Origin of the sequence: Roseateles saccharophilus (genome assembly GCF_031458095.1) — a bacterium.
Taxonomy (GTDB): domain Bacteria; phylum Pseudomonadota; class Gammaproteobacteria; order Burkholderiales; family Burkholderiaceae_C; genus Pelomonas; species Pelomonas saccharophila_A.
This window is the reverse complement of record NZ_JAVDXU010000004.1, coordinates 19238-39194: the sequence shown is the minus strand read 5'-3', so window position 1 is coordinate 39194 and position 19957 is coordinate 19238. Positions and strand designations below refer to the sequence as shown.

Here is a 19957-nt window from a genome sequence, read left to right as displayed (position 1 = left end):
GGCTTACTTCTTCTTGGGCACCGGCAGGCAGATCTTGACCAGCGGCAGCCAGAAGAACACGAGGTTGAGCAGGGACAGCACGACGTTGAGCAGAATGAAGGCGCAGATCGTGATGATGGGAATCGAGAAGGAGCACAGCCAGCCAAGGCCGATCTCGCTGCCGGCCTTGGGCTTCTTCATGAAGTCCTCGGGCTTGTTGCGCATCAAGAGGTTGGCCAGGGCCGGCGGCACGTCGAAGGCGACGTTGGGTTTCATGGCGGCCAGCGACGCGCGGTCGAAGGCCGGCAGCGCGATGCGGGCTTGCGGCGTGCCGGTGGAGGCAAACCAGGGTGCCACGCGGTACAGCGGCGTCATGTCGCTCCAGACCAGGCGTGTCGGGCAGCCAGCCTCGCCGCGGACACGCACGAAGGCGCGGATGGCGTACAGAGCCTCGGCGTCGTCGAAGCGGCCTTCCAGCGTGCGAGCCTCGGCGGCGCGGCCTTCGAGGACGGTCAGCGCCGCGTTGGTGAAACGGTCCAGCCAGCCGGCGGGCACTGGGCCGAAGTCGTCGGGGATGGCGACGGCAGCGGCGCTCACGTCGGTGGCCACGCGCGCGCAGGCCTGCAGGAAGGCCGATGCGCCGGTGGTGGTGCGCGTCGTGATGCCCAGGGTGGTCTCGTTGCGGCCGAGAGGCAGCTCTTCGAGCAGCAGCAACAGGGCGGTGCCGCGGCCGTTGATGTCGAACTCGAAGGCCAGTTGGCGGATGAAGGCGGCGAACTGCTCGCGCATGGCGGCGCTGTCGCCGCTGTCGGGTTCACTGGCATCGACCGGGTCGCTGCCGTTGAGCCAGGTGGCGTCGAAGCTCGAGCGCGCACCGGGCAGCGGCCGGATGCTGGCGCGGGACAGATAGGGCGACAGATGCGCGATGAAGCTGTCTCGCGACGCGGAGCCCGGCGCGCGGGCGGCGGCGTAGTCCACGGCGGCATCGGTCGGCTTGCGCAGGGCCTCGCTGGTGGGCACGACGCCGTAAAGCAGGCTGCGCCTGGCGGCATCGCAGACGGCGGGCATCAGCACATGCAGAGGGTTCACCGCTTCAGCCGCATGCACGGCGCGCAGGGCGGCCAGGCGGGCATCGACGCCGGGGTTGCCGGTGCGCGGCGCGGGGCGGCGGGCCGGGTCGGGGTCGGCATCGAAGGCGGCGGCATTGGGCAGGCCGCGCCAGCCCTCGGCCTGCCAGGCCTGCCAGTTGTGGGGATCGGCCAGGGCCTGGGCACTCATGTCATCGGGCCCGGCCCAGCGGCGCACGACAAAGCCGCTGGACTCGATCTTCTTCGGGTCCAGGCGCGGCGAGCCGAAGACTTCGCAGTGGGTGTCGAACAGCACCAGGTTGAAGCGGCGGTGGATGGGTTGGAACAGCGCACGCGGGCTGCCCTGGTCGGGCAGGCGGGCGATGGGCAGCGAGGCCGGCCAGCCAAAGCGCGGCCAAGTCGTGGACGTGATGGCCTCGCTGAGGGCGGCGACGAAGTCACCGGCTTCGATGTCCACCAGCACGGCCGGCGCATGCGGATGCTGGCGCGATGGCCCGCCCACGGCGACGGCGTGGTGGGTGTGGGGGTCCATGACTGCAGCCATCGCCGGCCTCACCAAATGTTCCCGGCGCCGGGCGTGTAGCTCGACGACACGACGGCGTTGGTGATCAGCGTGTCGCACTGGACGACACCGCTGAACTTGGACATGCCGGCGTCCACATTGACCATGCCGGCGCTGACCTTGACCGTGCCGGCATTGACGGTGACGGTGGCCGAGGCGGTGACGGTGATGCCGCTGCTCTCGAGCTTGATGCTGTTGCCGTTGGAGTCGACCAGCTCGCACGCGCCGGGGCCGTCCTTCAGCGTCAGCTTCTGGCCGCCCGGGGTTTCGAGGATGAGCTTTTCCTGGCCATCCTGGTCGTCCAGCGTGACCTTGACGCCATTGCGCGAGCGCAGCACCTTCAGGTCGTTGTTGCCGGCGCCATCCATGCTTTCGGGCGGCTGGGCGTTGCCATGCCAGAGGCCGCCGAGAGCGATGGGCATGCGCGGGTCGCCCTGCACGAAGGCCACGGCCACGAGGTCGCCGACATCGGGCACCCACCAGGCGCCGCGGTCCTTGCCGGCGAAGGGCGCCATCAGCAGGGCCCAGAGCGTCGCGTCCTCGGCCTGGTCGTCCACGCCATGGATGCGCACCTTGATGCGGCCGCGGCTGTCGGGGTCCTTGAGGTCGGTCACTTCGGCCATGAAGACGCCGCCACCCAGCCAGGCCGGACCGAGGGCCGGCGGGTTGCCGGCGGGGGCGAAGGTGAAGGGAGCGCGGTCCATGTCAGTGGCGCCTGGCCGCCCGAAGGCACTGACGCGCCCCCTCGGGGGGCTGAGCCCGCGCACAAAGCGTCCTGTGGACGCTTTGTGGCTGGCGAAGAACCCGGCCACTGGCCTGGTGCGGCCTGCAAGGCAGCGAACGGAGTGAGCGTGCGGGCTTCATGTTTTTCAGTGGTCCGCGAGGAAGGCCGACTGCGCGACGAACTCGGTCACATAGCCGCTGGTCGGGTCGAAGCGGTGGCGCGCCTCGATGACCGCATAGCGGTTGTCGAAGCGCCGGCCCACGCCGTGCAGGTTCACGCGGGTGCCCACGCGCAGGCCGGCATTGCCTTCGGTGCGGCCGTGCAGGCGCACGAACTGCCGGGCGCGCTGGTCGAAGGCGGCATCGGCCAGCGCCTGGGCTTCGCTCTCGTTGCGGCAGGGCAGGGCGCCGAGGTGTTCCTTGCGCTGAAGGCCGATCTCGTCGAGCAGCGACGCGCCCGTGCGGCCGCTGCCGGGGCCGGGTTGGGCGCCGGTGCTGGTCTTGTCGAAGGGGCTGCCATTGGCCGGGTCGAAGCCGCGCGTGCTCACCTCGGTCACCTGCTTGGACAGGTCGGCGATGACGCGCACCTCCTGCAGCTGGCTGTAGAGGGTCAGGTCCAGCGTGCCGCGATCCATGTCGGCCGTGCTGCGGACCTGCAGCGTGCTGCCGATGACCTGCAGTTCGCAATCGCTGCGGCCCAGCACGCGGCGCAGGAAGGACAGATCGCTTTCGTCCAGTTGCACCCACAGGCGGGTGCCGCCGGGCAGGCCGCTGGCATCCACGCTGAGGCCGTGATCGCCGGCGATGGCCCGCACGAGGTCTTCCACGCTCATGTCCTCGTAGCTCCTGCTGCGCCGCTTCATGCGGGCCGCATAGAGCTTGTCCTCGGCCAGCACCAGCAGGCCGGGAGGCGCGCCGACCGAGCCGCTGGCTTCGATGGCGTGGATCTGGCCGTCGAAGATCTCGGTGGGCCCCGAGGTCTCGCCGGCATAGAGCTGCACGCGGGCGCCGAGCTTGATCGGGCCACCGGCGTCGAACACCAGGCCCAGCGTGCCATCCACCATGCCCCAATTGCCCATGCCCAGCGACAGGCTGCTCATGCCGCCCTCGGCCTCGGTGACGGAGAAGGTGCGCACCAGGTCGTCCAGCGCGGGCAGGGCCTGGCCGTCGACACGCAGCGTCGGCCGTGCGCTGTAGGCGGTGCGCGAGGAGACCGGGCGTTCGGTGGTTTCAGGCATGGCTGATGCGTCCTAGTCGGCCAGCAGGCGCGCGCGGCGCTCGAGGGCGATGCCCAGTTGCTGGTCCAGCATGGAGGCGAACTCGGGTGTCCAGGCCGGCGTGGGCGTGGCGTTGGCCGCGCCCTGGACGTCGCGCGATCGCTGGCCGGACGAGGTCTCCGGTGGCGGGACGTCGACGACGATTTCATCGATGAGGACGGGCATGGGGTCTCCTGTTCAGTCGTCGAAGCGCAGGGTGCGCGGAGCCTGGCCGACGTTGGCACGCAGGCCGGCAGCGCCGGAGGGCAGGGCGCGGCCGTCGATGCTGAAACCGGCGCCGACGTCGGTGGCGAGTTGCTGGGACGCGGCGGGCGGGGCGAGGCGGCCGGCGTCGAAGCGCAGCGACGGGGCAGAGGCCGAGAGGCCGATGCCGGCCCCTGCACTTGCGCCGATGCCAGCGCCGCCACCCGCCCCTGCGGCGAAAGACACCGCCGCCTTGAGTTCAACCTGGGCGCCGACGGCCAGCGTCGCGCCGGCCGAGAAGCGCAGGCTGGCCTCGCCATTCATGCTGGCGATGGCACGGGCGGCGCGCAGGTCGCCGCCCAGGCCCGCGATGCCAGCAGCACCACCCAGCCCGCCCGCCACCTCGAAGGCCTTGCTGCGGTTGCGCGAGGCGTTGGCGGCAGCGGGGTTGTCGCGCTCCAGGGCGCTGAATTCGTTGGGCTGCTCCTTCAGCGCCAGGGCCACACTGGAGCGCAGCGGCACGCCCTCGGGCGAGAAGAAGTCCAGGGTCTCGCGGTAGCTGTCGGAGATGCCGGTGAAGGTGAAGGTCCCCCACTCGAAGCGCAGTGTTGGCGGCGTGAAGGCGGCGCTGGACTCGGCGCTCTGGGTGCCGGTGGCGTCGGGCGAGCGCACGGCGGCGCGCAGCTTGCGCGTGATGGTGCGCACGTCCTCGCCGGTATGGGTGGTGTCGAACAGCAGGTCCAGGCCGAGCTTGGCGCTGGACTGGGTGGCGGTCTGCGTCGTGCTGCCGCTGCCGCTTTGCGGGCTGGTGGAGTTGGTGATCTCGACCTGCAGCGACACCGGGTTGAAGTGGACCTCGACGGTGTCGATGTCCTGCCCGTTGCGCTGCAGGACGATCTTGGCCTTGACCACGTTGGGAGCAGTCATGATGTCGAGTGCTCCAGTCCTTCGTGGACGATGTGCAGCTCCTCGACGCCGACATCGGTGCCGCGGGCATTCAGGTCGGCGGCCTTGAACTTGACCGGCATGGCGCGGCGCAGCGTCCAGCCCATGACGCGCTCGCCGGTCACGTTGCGGATCTCGATCTCGGCCTTGAGGCGGTTCACATAGCCGCCCTGGCCGAGCAGCTCGAACCACTGCCAGAGGTCGCGCGAGCGCGTGATGCCACGCTTGAGGACGACGGTGGCGAAATTGACGCCGCCGGGCCGCTGCACGCTGCCCCAGTTGCGGCCGCCCTCGCGGATGCTGCGCGGCTCCATGGTGGCTTCCAGGCCGGTCAGTTCGCTGAAGGCGCCCTGGCAGAGCGTGGCGTCATCGCCGCCGCTGCCGTCCACGGGGTCGCGCGAGAAGGCGACGTGAAAGTTGAAGACGCCAATCGGCGCGGCCTTGGCGTCGCTCATGCAGCCTCCGCGGTGTCGGCGATGGGTTCGGCGTCCTGCCAGTTGACGCTGCCGTCCTCGGCCAGGGCCAGCTCGATGCGGATGTGGGCGATTGCCGCCTGGGGCGCGAACTGCACCAGCACGATGACGCGGCCGGCGTCGAGGTCGCTCTGCGTCATCACCGTGCGGTCGCAGCGCACCGTGAAGGCCTCGGCCGCCGTGGCGCCGCGCAGGGCGCCAGCCTGCCAGTAGCTGGCCAGCATGTCCTCGAAGCGGCTGCGCACGCGGGCCCACAGCGCTTCGCCGGAGGCCTCGAAAACCAGCGTGGCGCCGACCATGCGGGCGGTGCGCAGCAACTGGCCGAGCAGGCGAACGACGCCGGCGCTGCGCCATTCGCGCACGGCGCTCAACGACGGATCGCTGAGCAGGCGGATGCCGTCGGCCGTGGGGCCGAAGAGGGCAAAGGTCTCGGCCAGCGGCCAGCCGCTGCGGCGGCTGTTGAGGTCGACGAGATAGCCGGCGAATTGGCCGCGCGGCGGCGAACGCAGCTCCTCATCGCGCGGCTGGGGCACGACGGCCAGCACGCCCATCGGCGCCTGGCCCGCGGCCGGGCGCACTGGCCCGTTGGCCAGCACGGACGCGGCAATCAGCCCGGCCAGCGCGCCGTCGGGCGGAATCAGGCCTTCGGGCGTGCGCACCTCGCGCAGCGGCAGCAGCCAGGGCGTGGCGCACTCCACCATGCTGGTCTGCAGCGTGATGGCATCGCTGAGCTGGCGTGCGGCCTTGCTGTCGCGCGCTGCCAGCGGCGCGGCGACGAGCAGCATCAGGTCGCGGCGCTGGCGCGCGAGGGTGTTGCGCAGCCTCAGCACGTTGCTGTTCCAGAGTTCGAAGGCGGCGTCGGACAGCCGCGGTGCTGCAAGCTGGCGCACGCCGTTCGTCGGCGGCGTGGCAAAGGCCGGTGTGCCGCATTCGACAAAGACTTCGGGCACGACGGCCGCCACGCCGGGGTCGCCGGGAATCGGCGGCTGGTTCAAGTTGGCGTGCAGCTCGGGCAGGTCGGGCGCCAGCACGAGGCTGACGTCATCCAGCGTCCAGGCCTGCTGCATGGCGGCATCCAGATCGTCGAACAGGGTCACGGCAGGTGTCGAACCCAGGGGCCAGGGCAGGCCCAGGCACAGCACATAGGCCTTGCGCCCACCATTGGCGAAAAAGTCGCGCACGGCCAGGCCCAGCCAGTCGTCGGCGGGTTCGCTGCGGCCGCGCACGGCGCGGGCATGCCAGTCGAACAGGGTGTCGAAGGCCTCCCAGGTGTCGATGGGCACCGGCATGCCGAGCAAGGTCTCGCGTTGAGCAGCGTCCTTGAAGCCGTGTGCGTTGAGCCAGTCCGTCATCGACCGCGGCAGGGCCACGCCGGCGCGGCGCGTTGTCCAGCCGACGAACAGCGCGATGTCGGCGCGGGCCGGATGCGGGCGCTCGACGGGCCGGGTGGATTCGAAGCTCAAGCCGAACATGCCAGCGTCCCGCTCACGCGGTCTCGATCTCCAGGCCTTCGGACGACAGCACCAGCTCTTCCATGGCGACGTCGCCGCCGCCCTTGGCCGCCAGCGTCGGGCCGGTGTACTTGAGGGGGATGGCGTTGCGCAGCAGCCAGACCTGCACCGGGTTGCGGGCCTCGTCCAGCAGCGTGATGGAGACGTTCTTCTGTGCGTTGACGCCGGTGGTGCGGGTCTCCTTGACCCAGTCCCACAGCGACTTGGAACTGATGATGCCGCGCTTGAGCGTGACGTCGCCGACCTTGTGGACGCCGGGGATCTTGCGCACATGGTTCTCGGCGTCGTTGCCATAGCGGTACTCGGCCACGGTGATCTCCGAGCCGAGGCCGGAGACGTCGGAGAAGCCGCCGAAGGCTTCCGCGCCGTCGAAGTTGACGAGGAAGTTGAAGGCGCCGTAGGGGACTTTGCGTGCCATGGAGGGCTCCTAATCAGTCTCTGGAGTCAGCCGTCTTCTGGCCGATGCGGAAGATGACGAACTCGGCCGGCTTGAGGGCCGCGACACCGATCTGGCAGACCAGGCGGCCGTTGTCCAGGTCGTTCTGCGTCATCGTCGAGCGGTCGCAGCGCACGAAATAGGCCTCCTCGGCCTTGCCGCCCAGCAGGGCGCCGTTGCGCCACTCGTTGTAGAGGAACTGCGCGATGGTTTCGCGGATATTGGCCCACAGGCGCTCGCCGTTGGGCTCGAAGACGGCCCACTGGGTGCTGCGGTCGATGGAGGCTTCGAGGTAGTTGAAGTAGCGCCGCACATTGACGTACTTCCATTCGGGATCGCTGCTGGCCGTGCGGGCGCCCCAGACGCGATAGCCGCGGCCCGGAAAGTAGCGCAGGCAGTTGATGCCCAGCGGATTGAGCACCTCCTGTTCGCCGAAGCTGACGTCGCGTTCGAAGCGCAGCGCACCGCGCACGATCTCGTTGGCCGGCGCCTTGAACACGCCGCGCTCGATGTCGTTGCGGGCATAGATGCCGCAGATGAAGCCCGAGGGCGGCAGGGCGATTTCGCGCGGGATGTCGTCGCGGCCCGGCCGGGCATTCGGGTTGGCGATGACGACCCAGGGGTAGTACATCGCGGCGTATTTGCTGTCGATGGTGGCGCGGGCCTCGCGGGCCGCGCCGGCGTTGAGGCCGGAGTTGGTGTCGAGCACGGCGATGCGGTACATGCGCCGGCCTTCGGCATGGCTGATCAGCGCATTGCGGATGGCGTCGCGCGAGGCATAGGCGCTGGAGCCGGGGGCGGCGACGATGGCGATGTCGTCGAGCTTGGCCAGGGCGGCGAAGGCGCCGGCGTAGCTGGCGTCGGTGGGCACGGCACCGTCGTTGCCTTCGGTCAACGGGAAGGAACCGCGGCGGCCGGTGGCGACGGCAGCGCCGGGGAAGAGGGCGTTCAGCAGCTGCAGGCCGTTGACCGCGCTGCCGAGGTTGGCGGCGTAGAGGTTCTCGATCTGGTCGACGCGGCGGTTGGGCTGAAGCGGCATGACGGTGCCGAGCCAGCGCGGGTGGGCGCGGTCGTAGCCGAGGTCGTCGATGGCCAGGCTGCTGCCGTCGGCGTCGGTGGTGATGACGGCCAGCGTGATCAGCACGGCGGTGGCGGCATCCGGCACACCGGCCGCGCCGTCGGCCCCGGCAGCGTCCACCGCATGCCAGCCGTCGGCGCGCTTGACGAAGTAGCTGAAGGGTGCCGCCGCGCTGCCGCGGGCCATCGAGCCCAGGGGCGCGCTGTCGAGCACGCGCTGCGGTGCGGGCGCGAGGATCTCGCGCGTCTGGATGCCGCGCAGCTGGGGCTGCTCGCGCGTCGGCACGGCGCCGTTGCCGCTGGCGCCGGGGAAGCGCGCGACAAAGCGGATGCGGTTGGTGTCGTCTTCGGCCGGTGCCGCTGCCGGGCGCAGGTCGGCCGTGCGCGCCAGGCCGGAGTCATCGTTGCCGCGCGCCAGGAACACCCGCGCGACGTAGAGCCGCGAGCCGCCCTCGTTGAAATAGGCGCGCACCGCGTGGGCCATGTAGTTGAGGGTGTCGGCCTGCAGGTCCAGGTTGCTCGTGCCGCCATAGATGCGCTCGAAGTCGGCGAAGCTGGTCAGGATCTCGGGCAGCAGCTCGGCCGTGGCGATGGGACCCTTACGCGTGGGGCCGGCGAAGGCCGTGGTGCTCGTGCCCACGCCTTCGATGGACTTGGCACGAAAACTGGTCTCTTCGACGTACACGCCTGGGGCGAGGTATTCGGGCATGGTGTGCCTCCTTCAATCGGTCAAGCAGGACTCAGGGGAGCGTCAGGTTCATCACTTCGATGCGGCCGCTGGCGAGGTTGCGCGGCACGATCAACCGGGACAGGCCGGCGCCCAGCGGGCGTGCGGCCAGCAGGTCGGGATCGACGAGGGCGGCGGGCGCCAGCGTGGTGTCGGCGCTGACGACAATGTCGACGGCGATCTCGGTCTCGACCACCAGTTCCTCGGCACCCGGCGTGACCTGGGCGACGCCGACGACGGCCACCAGGGCCTCGCCACGCGCGTCCGTCATGCCGCGGCCAAGGACGGCCTCGCTGCCGGCGCGCTGCACGCGGATGACGGCCTGTGCCGCGGCGGCGCCGGCACGCCGCACGCTCAGGCGCAGGGCGGCCCAGGTGGGGAGGAGGGCGGTGGCGGAGGAGGGGTCCAGGGTGATGGCGGCGGCTTCGAAGAGAGGCGCCGTCTGGCCCGGTTCGGCGGGCAAGGGCGAGCGTGGCAGGGCCAGCGTGAAACGACGCGGCAGATAGCGGCCGGTGGGGTCGCTCACCGTGCCGGGCAGGGACAGTGCCGGCGCGCCCGGAATGGGATCGAAGGCGTTCTCGTAGCCACGGCGGGCTTCGAGGTTGGCGGCATCGTCCAGGGCCGTGACGACGAAGAAGCCGCTGCGGTTGCGCTGCAGCCGCGCGCCGGGCAGGTCCACGCGCAAGGGGCTGTCGATGGTGTGGCCGGACATGGCGTCGACAAAGCGCAAGGCGCCCCAGACGCGGCGCACGTCGGTCTCCATCGTGTGGAAGACGGCGGTCATGCGGGCACGCCTCCGTAGTCGAAGCGCCGCGCCACCACGGGCAAGGCGTCCGGCTCCTCGACGTCGAGCTGAACGATGCGGGCTACGTAGGGCGCGCTGAGCCGGTAGCTGGGCGCGATGGCATCCCAGATGCGCATCATGTCTTCCACCGTGATCTCGGCCGGGATCAGCTGCACGACCTCTTCGGCCGACCAGCCGCCGTTGCTGGACAGCGTGGATGCGTCCAGGATCGGCTGGCGATGCAGCTCGCGCAGCACCCAGGCGAACACGGCCAGCTCCAGCGCGGTGTTGGCGGACCAGATGGACAGCAGCAAATGCACGTCCAGCGACAGCGGCCGGTTCGACAGGCCCGGCGTGCGGCGGGCGTCGCTCGCGCTCAGGTTGCGCATCTGCTCGTTGATGGTGACGCGGTAGGGCCAGACTGACAGCACCGCGCCCTGCACATTGAGGTCGGCCAGCAGGGCACCGCTGCCGACGGCCTGGAAGCTCACGTCGCCGTGCCGCGCGCGCAGCTCGGCCGTCCAGGCGTTGTCCAGCCGACGGGCCAACGATTCGGCCAGCGAGAGGAGGGCGGATTCGTTGGCCATGGCTGTCAGTAGGAGGAGTCCTGGGCCACGATGCCGGTGCCGACCGGCACGACGGGGCCGTACTCCGTCTCATAGCGCTGCATGGCCTGCGACAGCAGCTGCAGCAGGGCTATCGCATAGGACGGCGTCATCACCACGCGGGTGGGTATGCCGTGCGTCAAGGCTTCGCCTTCGTAGGCCTGGGTCATGCGCAACAGCACCTCGTTGCGGCTGAAGCCGACCTCGAACTGGTTGGCGTAGTGATAGCCGGCCGACGAGGCCGCGACCGGGCAACCCTCGGCGGCCCAGTCACGTCGAACATCGGTTGGCGACTTCATGCACCCTGCTCCGCAAGCGCCGTGCCATGGCGGGCGGCTTGCGTCGCCCTTATGAATCAATGGCTTGCGTGCTTTTGCGCCAAGGCTGTCACAGGCAGCATGTGACGGCGCGCCGCAAAAACCGTAGCGGATCAGGCACTTGGGCTGTCACAGCCGCGTGTTACGGCGCACGTGCACCGTGCACAGGGGCCGGCGCGATATGGAACTGCTTCATCTTGCGATACAGGGTCATGCGCGACCACTGCAGCATCTCCGCGGCACGGGTGCGGTTCCAATCGCAGCGTTCCAGGGCCGCGATGACGCGGCTGGATTCGTCGCCGCCCGGCTGCGTCATGCGGGACAGCGGCAACTCGGCGGGCTCCAGCGGCCGGCCGTCAAACACCAGGCCCGCCGCCTCGACCAGATTGCGCAGTTCGCGGGCATTGCCCGGCCAGTCATGCTGCTGCATCAGCGCCATGGCCGATGGCGTCACGCGCACCGGGCCGGCACCGTCTTTCAACTGACCCGCGAAATGCTCGAACAGCGCTGCCACGTCCTCCGGCCGCTGCCGCAGTGGCAGCAGTTCGACGCGGGCCACGTTCAGGCGGTAGAACAGGTCGGCCCGGAAGGCGCCGCTGCGCACGGCCTGTTCCAGCGCGCAATGCGTCGCCGCGACGATGCGCACGTCCACATGCCGGCTGCGCATGGCGCCAATCGGAAAGACTTCGCGCGTCTCGATGACGCGCAGCAGCTTGGCCTGGGCGTGCAGCGGCATGTCGCCGATCTCGTCCAGGAACAGCGTGCCGCCGCTGGCCAGGGAGATCTTGCCCGGGTAGGCGGCATGGGCGCCGGTGAAGGCGCCGCGCTCGTAGCCGAACAGTTCGCTGTCCAGCAGCGTGTCGGGCAGTGCTGCGCAATTGATGCTGACCATGGGCCCGCTGCGCCGTTCGCCGAGTTCGTGCAGGGCTCGCGCCACGCAGTCCTTGCCGGTGCCCGTTTCGCCGGTGATCAGCACGCTACAGTTCGAGCGCGCCAGCATCGGCAGCCGTGCGCGCAAGGCGCACAGCGATGGACTCGGGCCGACGATGGCGCCTAGCGCGTCCTGCAGCGGACGCGTCGGTCGGGCATCTTGGCCAGGCGCCTGGGCAGGCAACTGCTTGGGCGCGCTCGCGAGGTTCATGGATGGGCCTTCCTTTGCTGCCTGCCATGTCGCGACGCTGCGCTGGCAAGGCAGTCGCTTTCAGGCTTGGTGCAGCGAACCGGGTTGTACGACCGGAACCCGGTTGAGGTCATCCTTAAGCGCTCGGAAATTCGAGAACAGCTTAGGGGGTGCGTTTGTTATTTTACATAATACACATTGTCGCCAGTATGGCGACTTGCATGGACGGTTCAGCCGGAGCTTTCGCCAACTCGGGTTCCACGAAATACCCTCCTCGCCTGTTTGGTCCGTTTTCTCCCCCCTGCCGTCCGATTTAGCCCCCCCTGTCCGCAGGGGCTGGAGAGAGCCAGCGCAGAGAGCGAACATCCAGGTCGATGTCGCAGGCCAACCCAGTGGTTTGTGGATAGTTCGAAGTTTGTACCACTGCCGGGCCTTACACGCCCAGTCTCCCCTTGGAGTAGTCATAGAGCCGCGTGCGACTGGACCCCTTCGCTTGTGGGTCTTCCTGGTCTAGAAATCTGAGTGCGCCAGGTGGCGTCACGCGGTTGCACGATCGAGTGAGAGCCTCCGCGGTTTCCAAAGCTATGCAATTGCTCTCGCCGGGCAGGGGCTAAATCAGCCATTTCCTCCGGCAAAGGGGGGCAAGAACGGACTTAGCGCAGACAAGGGGGGCAGATCGGACACTCGGCGTTTGAAACGCCTCCCCTCGCTCAGGCTGCACCTCATACAAATCAATTAGTTAGCGGCGACGCCTAACAGGCTGCTGAAATACTGTTTCGAATGGCCGCCGAAAAGTTCGGACCGCATAGAACCGCCTACAAGCCGTTTTTTGAACCCTGCCAAGGGGTGAGGCAACCCCTGAAAACGCCTCTGCGGGCACCTGAAAATTAGTATTTCAGCGCCTGCTAAGGGGGGAAGTCATGGAAGCCGCCTGCGACCGTCGGACTTAAGCCAACGGGCCTCCGCAGAACCCGTGGCGATTCAGGGTGGCATGGGAATCAACAATCAATGTCTCGGAGAAACCGGGCAGGTCAAACCGCTACCGTCAGATCGCGCTGGGCTTCAGAACTGGCTCTCCGCCGGCACCCGCGCTCTGGCAAACGGGCCGCTAAAAACCGCCCGTCGCGCCCAGCGGCGTGGTCAATCTGTGCGAACAGAAAACGTCGTGCGCGATTGTTTCATCTCATAAACATCTCGCTGCAGATCAGCAAGACGCAATTCAATACTTTTCGAGCGCCGGCTCACGACAACTAGAGTCCAAATCGCCCACAGCAAGGTGAAGAAGATCAAAGCATCGATCGCAAGACCTAGAACAAACATAGTAGACATCACTCCAATAGAAACGCTGATGACAATGGGTGGAACCGCAGCCGAAAAGTTGATGCAATTGACCTCGAAAACTAGGCCATCACCCATGGGGTGTCGTCAAATTAACGAAATTCTCTCTCGCCCTGCCGGTCGATTGGTGATGGAGAAATGGGAGTTAAGGTATTTTGTCGGCCGAATGAAATGAACTGCCAAATTGGTAGAGCGAACGACGTACATAAAACTAAGTTGGTCTCGTACAGAATGTTGACATACTTCAGCCCACCATCTTGCATTGAAACCGCTTACGCGAGCCGAATTCCTGCGAACTACGACCGTTGTTTCCGCCAGTCCGTAGTTTTCAGGAAATGAATCTGCCCTGTACTTTTCCATTTGACCAGACATTAGGTCGCTTGAGTCAATCTCCAATTCCATACACCGCTTGGCCTCTTCGTAGGTGCAGCTTCTGCTACTGTGGGAAAACACGGCAATGTCTGATGAATGCAAATACTCGTCGACCAAGACCGCCGCAGGCACCCTCAATGCAACATTTGAATCAACCCAAATTGAGTATTGGGTATCCGTGTAGTCTTGGCTGAGAATCTTATGTCTTCTAGCATTTCTTCTTGGTGATAAATCACTATTTGAGGCCTGCTTATGCAGCCATGTGCCATCTCCTGGCACACTGTTATCCACATAGGCCACGAATGTTGCACCCTCCGTGCATTGATCGGTGCGCAAAACGTCCCGACCGTTTGTGCAGCACGTATAGACGGTTATCACGACAATTTCCTTCGCCAATTGATCAAGCTAAAACGTGCGCTAGATCCTTCTTCCGACTAACAGCCTTAACAGCAAATTCAATATAGCGTCGCGAAACGCTGTCAATGCGGAGACGCTTCGAAAGAAGCGCGCGATATGCTGATGATCGCCACGTTTCGTGCCGTGGCAGCAAATCAGTCCGAAGCTCTTTTATCCGCATCAAGCCTTCAACTTGTTGGGTTGCTGGGAAATCATGGTTAATAGCGCAAGGTATCCCAGAGACCAGGTACTTCTGGATCTTTGTGGGTGGCTTGTGCAACTGATTAAAACAGTTTATATATTTGACGTCGAATGCAGCGGCGCAGGTCAAGAGAGCTTCACGTTGTCTATCTTCCGACCAAAGGGCGAGTTGTATTTTGCTGTCAGCGAGAATGCGCGAAAAGTCGGACAAACCTGCAAAAACTGCATTGTCTTCAGCGGCCGACTTCGCCGGGCCATGAAGATGGTTGGTCAGCAATACGATACTTTCTCGCGGCCAGTTGATTTGATCGAGTGCACACAATACATAAGGCACATATTGAAATCCGCCGATCCATAGCAACGTTCTGCCGTCGGGTCGCCTCTCGGCGATAGGCACGCCATACTTGTTATAGTGATCGACAAATTCGACTTTGTCGCGACGGAAGAATGAAGCCAAACTGCGAGCATGCAAACAAATCAGGGTTGCATTATTTATGAATTCGCGGTGAGTCAAGATATCCTCTTGATTCAAAAAGGCATCAACAGGGAAGAAGACGATGTTTAATTCTTTCAGTCTTATTTCTTCAGTTGAGACCGCATCGGGAGGGCATTTAATCCAAAAAACCAGGGAGCCCTCATCAATATCAGCCACATCCGTAAAGTACCTCACATCGATTGATTTGCTCAAATATTTGGCAATGTCTTCACCAACCCATGCCCAAGAGGGTTGCGGAGTAATCGGACCAAAATATATGGGCGGCATGTTTGGCATAGCGATCGATATGATCCGTTGTTCTGAGCGATCAACAGCGACGGTTAGTTGCTATTTCGGGCTAACCCTGTCTGATGTTGCCTTCGTGCTCGGGATCTGACTTTTGGCTCGGAGCTGGAACGCTCGACCTTCCAGCGACCAAATAATCGTCATAATAGACCCCCCTCCGCTGGAGCTTCTCTCTTAATTCGGGCACGAAGCGGAGCATGCGGAAGTCCGGCGTATCTCCATTATCATATTTGTCCAAAATCGACCGGACGGCGCGCTCTACGTTACAAAGACGTTTTCGTTCCGTCTCTCGAGACCATACATCGCCGCGAGTTACCTTGAGCCAAACATCCTCGGTGCTGCGCAGCATATAATGGAATAGTGGTAGCTCATTCAATGAAACCTCTACAGAACGAAAGCCTTCACGGTACGAAAAGCGATGGGGACATCGAAAGTCTTCCTCATTTATCGCCTCGGGGCGACACAACGTCTTAACGTTTTGTTGGGGCGCAACTGCGTGCTTGCGCGTGTAGTTCTCAAGAACCAACCCTTTTGGCCGCAATGTATTATTGTTGGAGTCGAATATGACCCAAGGCATTTCCAAACCTCCGACGTCATAATCCAATCCTTCAACAAACGCATTTAGTCCAGTACCGCAGGCATCAAATATAAATTCATCCGCGTCGATGAATGCAGTCCATACTTTCCGGAACTTCGAACGCCTTAAATAGTGCTGGTAGGCGGTGCGCTGCTGATTGCCCCGCTCCGGCCATTCCACCAGGGTCACATTGTCAAAATATGAGCAAACTTCGGAGAGATTGTCTTCACTCCCATTGTTATATAGCGTAATGTGAGCTATGCCAAGTCCAAAATGATATTCAAGCCATTCGGCAATGTAGCGGGCCTCGTTCTTTACGATCGAGCAGATTTCAATTTTTATTCCTTGGGTCATATCCGTGCAAAACATTTTGTTGACGCTTTGCAGCGAGAGCAGAGGAACCCCATAGCTAATGTTCAGAAGTTCGAATAATTTGGCTGGGGAAGTTTGAACCTAAAGACTGGGCGGCGTCCTTCCCGAGGTTTCATGACGTATATATGCCCTCGTCTTGCGAAGCAAATATACTTGCTTCTTGGGAGCTGAGCCATCAGCGCATCAATGTCGAACCGAAAGCCTTTTCTTACGGCGACGTCAAGAAGAAATAGAAATCGCCCCTCATTCCAGTCGCTGATATCCTTCGGAGCCGTTCCACTGAGGGCCATTGATAGAACGCTCTCCTTTGAAAATCTTGCCCAAGCAACATATCCGGCGAGGCGTTCGTACTTGTCTTTAATGACGTGGATTTGATCGTGGGAAGCTGAATTCCATAGCGTTCGGAAGAGGGCGGGATCTGTGTTGAGACCGGCCATTGACCGAAACATGAGCAACTTCAGTAGCAGCCCTTGCCTATCGTTGCGCATGCGCCGCCGCCGAATCCATACGTTCAATTAAACCCAAAGCCCGTCGCATGTACGGAAGAAAATCGAACTCATCGGCCACAAATAGGCGAGGGTCAAGATTGCCGCACCACTCAATTAGGTCCCGTGTCTCCGAGAAAACTCTCGTTTTGCGCGAGCCAACCGTTGCAACGTACTTCCCTGTTGGCGAATCAAAGGCGATGGCCAGCTCGGGTAACTCCAGCATAGTCACGAGGGGGCTGTCTTCTAGATTCAGAATCCACTTTGAAGCGTTAACCACCATGGGAATATATTTTTCCAAATGATCTATTTGGTCATTTTCGAGCATTTGGCACACTCTTCTTTCCAGCCTGCCCTTGTAAAAGAATGGCGTCAACAATTGTCGCTTCGCTGCATTAATTGCAGACCCAACAATACAATGATGAGGCGAAACGGCGAGCCCAGCAGCCGGCGGTTTGCTATCGATCAAAGTTTGGCGAAATTGCAAGAGCCAAGTGCTATTGAAGGGTTGCGGGTTTGACTGGCTGGACTCAGGTGGCCTACCAGACGCAGCAATAAACAGGCAAGCGATTAGGTCAAAAATCGGCTGGCGTTGCGGAGGATCAGTTGGCCACCGATCGTAGATCACGGGTGCATCAGCGTGTATTTTTAAAATGCTTTGAACCAACGGCGCTAGAAGCGAGTGGTTTTGACGCGGCCGAAATGAACCTCGGTGCAATCCAAGGACATACTCCAGGTGGACGCAATATCTCTCACTTAGGCATTCGCGATAATAATCAACAAATGGCTGGACGCCCATTTGCTGGCAATTAAACTTGGCAAATTCTTTAATGAGCGAAATTGCAATATGAATCGGCATATCTGCCTCTTCATGGAATGAAGCAGAGTCGCGATTCCCACCAGCACAATTTTCAGCAGAGCCGACAAATGAAGTATTTGTCAAATCTATCCAGCGCCCGTCGAGGCACTGGTTTGATGGAGAGACGGCGCCATGCATGATTCCGGCCAACCGTGCAAAGGCAAACTGATCTGCGGCATTCGCAAGAAAACGGCAAAATAAGCGAACGACTTGAGAAACATCACCAGCTTCTCTTAGAAGTTGCTTGTTGACTGCACGCACTCGTCCGGCGTCGGACAGAAGATAACTCGCTACTCGTTGTGGGGGAGCAAAGAAGCTTGCGCGTAGAAAATTTGCAGGCCGAAGGCTTTGCTCGCGTACCAAAAGGCCACCCCAGCCGCGACGCAAACCGCTTACGTATGCCGCATCGGGACCTGTTAGGATGATCCCGTGGACACCCGCTACACCAACAGGTAGCAAATATGAGAGAACGCTTGAATAAATCGCCTCGTGGACGGCGTACGCCGCCTTGAATCCACCATATGAGTGATGTATATCGTCGCCCCCGGCTAGTATATTTTTGCCGACGCCCTTTACTTGCATCCCTCCAATGTTCCCACAGCGCGCGCCACCTCCATTCTCACCAATCCCTGATCCGCCGTATCGCTCTGCATATAGGATTTCAGTGTCGTGCTCGCTCGGCAGCAGGTTGTCGAAAGTGACTCCGCCTGGAACGATATAGGCGAACTTCTTAACCAAACTCTCCTTGTCTGTTGCTGCATGTTCCCCGAAATGGGCTAAGTTGCCCTTATTGAGCCAAATGCCACGGGCGGTATTAAGGTGCGATGCGGCGAAGGGCACCAACAATTGGGGGAAATTCTCGAAGCGGAGATTCATTGCACTAACGGCGGATACATTTGTGGATATGGAATCGAAGTCGCGTAGGTTTTAATACCTAGAGCCGCTATAGGGCTTGTTCGTTCGCGCAAACACGCGTGCTGTGAAGCGATCGCCCATTTGATGGTGCGCGCGCCGCGCAAGCCAAGACGACGGTCCCACTCCGCCGATTATTCAACCGACCCAAATACAAGGAGGCGGACTAATGCTAGGCACGGCATTAACATGGCGCGCGTCTCGATTTCCATGGTGCGGAAAAACAAGGGTGAATGCCATGAGCTGCATCCAGCGGGCGAAAACATGAGCCTCCGAAGGTCTCGAATTACTTCGTGATGCTGTCGCATTCCTTGCAACTGGCGTTGTTAGGACAAGCAGTCCGACGCGCTGTGTGATGAATATCAACGCCCGCGCGAACTGCGCCCTTGAGGACACGAGTTTAGTATTTCAACGGTCTTAGCGTTCTTGACGCTTTCATCAACGCCCAACTCAAGTGCCTGGGATGGAGCCAGAAACATCCTTGACAAGTCTTCGATGCGATCGGTTTTCAACTTCCGATCCTTCAGAAGTTGAACACTTGCTGCATTGATTGCAGCAACTTCATTTCTGTCGAACGATTTCGGAAAGCGGATCGCGGTGACCTTGTACGCGGGAAACGACAATAGATCACATTGCATAGCGTCACGCCGAAGAAGATCGAGAGCTGCTGATTCGCCCGATACGCTTGTGAGTGCCTTGGCCTCCGGGGTCAACCACCATAGCGCCGCGGCACCACGCTCACCGCCTTCCATCGCCTTCCTCAGCATGGGCTCGTATTGTCCAATCATGGAAGCATCGAGTTCCTGACATGCACGTTCAGTAGACTCGAGCTGAGCCATGAGCTCAGAAATTGGCCTCGGCGTTTTACGAACGCCGCGTTCCGCGACTACGTCCAGAGCCTTTCGACCGGCACCAGACATGTACTGACATGTCCGTATTGCCCTAGCCGCCACGATTGCATCGTGGGCCAACCCAGATTGTTGAGCTACTTCAATTGCTCGACGAGGCGACAGCGGAGGAGGCCGGCTGGGATTGATGGGGGTCGCGCCGGGAGATTCTGGACTTGAAGCAGAAGATAAGTTATTACTGGCCAGCGCGCCTTCACCGGCAGCCGGGATTCGAAGATGGCTATTTGTCGTGGGGACTGCATCCCTTTTGCCATATCCGTCGTCCGCTAAGGAGTAATACGCGGCTGATGCACCGATAGCCAAAACAATTGCCAATAGCCAAATGCCGTGTTTTTTGACTCCCATCGGCTGCTCCTCTACGGGATTATTTTATTGGCACATGGCCAACCAGCAGCTAACTAGACTGTTGTAACACGATTGCTGATCAGCGGCGTAGGACGATGCATTAATGGCCAGGCACTGCTGCTGACGGTCGGCATCGAAAACTCCTACAACGTTACAGAGCGCTTGCCCAGCTTCATACCAAGACCTAGCCATTTCTAGGCATACGCTTACGTCGTCATAACATGACTGTGGCGCTGGTTCATCTGGGATCCCAGCCCGGCAGGCCGCGAGTGCGGGTGTACTTACCGAACCTACCGCAAGGCTGACAGCAATAACTGTAAGAGAGCACGGTCTTTTCATTGAAACCTCCGAAGTTGGCCTACCAATTCACGCGCCAGTCCGGCCTTCTAGAAAAGGCGGATGATCTTTTGGCGGGTAGATACAAGCGCATCAACGGCGAATTCCATCGACGCGAAGGCATCCTAACTACCTAGAATAACGGTGGAATCTGCAAAGCTAGGGATGAAAGCTCGCGCGACGGCAAAAACACCAAAACAATCAAAAGTTTGATTGTTTGCGAATGGCGTCCCTCGTCCCAAGGCTTTTAGACGGCTTGCTGCGAAGT

General features: G+C 62.5%; 19 protein-coding genes. All 19 read right to left on the bottom strand.

The annotated features are described in order from the left end of the window. Positions 1-3 precede the first annotated feature (3 nt). The gene (locus J2X20_RS22970; protein ID WP_310270108.1) at positions 4-1599 is read right to left on the bottom strand and encodes a hypothetical protein; all 1596 of its coding nucleotides are present in this window, start codon (positions 1597-1599) and stop codon (positions 4-6) included. 20 nt (positions 1600-1619) lie between these two features. Beyond that, positions 1620-2333, bottom strand: a complete 714-nt coding sequence (locus tag J2X20_RS22965; protein WP_310270105.1) for a phage baseplate assembly protein V — start codon at positions 2331-2333, stop codon at positions 1620-1622. A 165-nt stretch (positions 2334-2498) separates the two neighbouring features. Continuing rightward, a complete protein-coding gene (locus J2X20_RS22960) occupies positions 2499-3590 on the bottom strand; it encodes a phage late control D family protein (RefSeq protein WP_310270102.1) in 1092 nt (363 codons plus the stop codon). A gap of 12 nt (positions 3591-3602) precedes the next feature. Next, positions 3603-3794, bottom strand: a complete 192-nt coding sequence (locus J2X20_RS22955) for a hypothetical protein (protein ID WP_310270100.1) — start codon at positions 3792-3794, stop codon at positions 3603-3605. A 12-nt stretch (positions 3795-3806) separates the two neighbouring features. After that, positions 3807-4739, bottom strand: a complete 933-nt coding sequence (locus J2X20_RS22950; RefSeq protein WP_310270097.1) for a CIS tube protein — start codon at positions 4737-4739, stop codon at positions 3807-3809. Beyond that, positions 4736-5212 (bottom strand): phage tail protein, encoded by a 477-nt coding sequence (locus J2X20_RS22945; RefSeq protein WP_310270094.1) that lies wholly within the window; start codon positions 5210-5212, stop codon positions 4736-4738. Before J2X20_RS22945 ends, J2X20_RS22950 begins: the two co-directional genes overlap by 4 nt. Continuing rightward, positions 5209-6702 carry a hypothetical protein gene (locus tag J2X20_RS22940; protein WP_310270091.1) on the bottom strand — a complete coding sequence of 498 codons (1494 nt, stop codon included), beginning with the start codon at positions 6700-6702 and terminating at the stop codon, positions 5209-5211. Before J2X20_RS22940 ends, J2X20_RS22945 begins: the two co-directional genes overlap by 4 nt. A gap of 13 nt (positions 6703-6715) precedes the next feature. Continuing rightward, positions 6716-7159: a phage tail protein gene (locus J2X20_RS22935; RefSeq protein ID WP_310270088.1), complete on the bottom strand. Its 444-nt coding sequence runs from the start codon at positions 7157-7159 to the stop codon at positions 6716-6718. Positions 7160-7172: 13 nt separating this feature from the next. Next, complete coding sequence (locus tag J2X20_RS22930) at positions 7173-8963, bottom strand: phage tail sheath family protein (protein WP_310270083.1); 1791 nt, start codon at positions 8961-8963, stop codon at positions 7173-7175. A gap of 31 nt (positions 8964-8994) precedes the next feature. Then, on the bottom strand, positions 8995-9765 hold the full coding sequence (locus tag J2X20_RS22925; protein ID WP_310270080.1) for a hypothetical protein: 771 nt from the start codon (positions 9763-9765) through the stop codon (positions 8995-8997). Beyond that, positions 9762-10352 carry a Pvc16 family protein gene (locus tag J2X20_RS22920; protein ID WP_310270077.1) on the bottom strand — a complete coding sequence of 197 codons (591 nt, stop codon included), beginning with the start codon at positions 10350-10352 and terminating at the stop codon, positions 9762-9764. The genes J2X20_RS22925 and J2X20_RS22920 overlap by 4 nt, the downstream gene beginning before the upstream one ends. 5 nt (positions 10353-10357) lie before the next feature. Continuing rightward, positions 10358-10669 (bottom strand): DUF3467 domain-containing protein, encoded by a 312-nt coding sequence (locus J2X20_RS22915; protein ID WP_310270075.1) that lies wholly within the window; start codon positions 10667-10669, stop codon positions 10358-10360. Positions 10670-10829: 160 nt separating this feature from the next. Next, on the bottom strand, positions 10830-11828 hold the full coding sequence (locus J2X20_RS22910; RefSeq protein ID WP_310270073.1) for a sigma-54 interaction domain-containing protein: 999 nt from the start codon (positions 11826-11828) through the stop codon (positions 10830-10832). Positions 11829-12947: 1119 nt separating this feature from the next. After that, entirely contained in the window at positions 12948-13223 is a 276-nt protein-coding gene (locus J2X20_RS22905) for a hypothetical protein (RefSeq protein ID WP_310270070.1), read from the bottom strand. Positions 13224-13232: 9 nt separating this feature from the next. Then, positions 13233-13796 carry a glycosyltransferase domain-containing protein gene (locus J2X20_RS29510; protein WP_409034202.1) on the bottom strand — a complete coding sequence of 188 codons (564 nt, stop codon included), beginning with the start codon at positions 13794-13796 and terminating at the stop codon, positions 13233-13235. A 121-nt stretch (positions 13797-13917) separates the two neighbouring features. Next, positions 13918-14886: a hypothetical protein gene (locus tag J2X20_RS22900; protein WP_310270068.1), complete on the bottom strand. Its 969-nt coding sequence runs from the start codon at positions 14884-14886 to the stop codon at positions 13918-13920. A gap of 61 nt (positions 14887-14947) precedes the next feature. Next, complete coding sequence (locus tag J2X20_RS22895) at positions 14948-15841, bottom strand: glycosyltransferase family 2 protein (protein WP_310270065.1); 894 nt, start codon at positions 15839-15841, stop codon at positions 14948-14950. A gap of 477 nt (positions 15842-16318) precedes the next feature. Beyond that, positions 16319-18064 carry a hypothetical protein gene (locus tag J2X20_RS22890; RefSeq protein ID WP_310270062.1) on the bottom strand — a complete coding sequence of 582 codons (1746 nt, stop codon included), beginning with the start codon at positions 18062-18064 and terminating at the stop codon, positions 16319-16321. Positions 18065-18462: 398 nt separating this feature from the next. Continuing rightward, positions 18463-19353, bottom strand: a complete 891-nt coding sequence (locus J2X20_RS22885) for a hypothetical protein (protein ID WP_310270059.1) — start codon at positions 19351-19353, stop codon at positions 18463-18465. Positions 19354-19957: the final 604 nt, after the last annotated feature.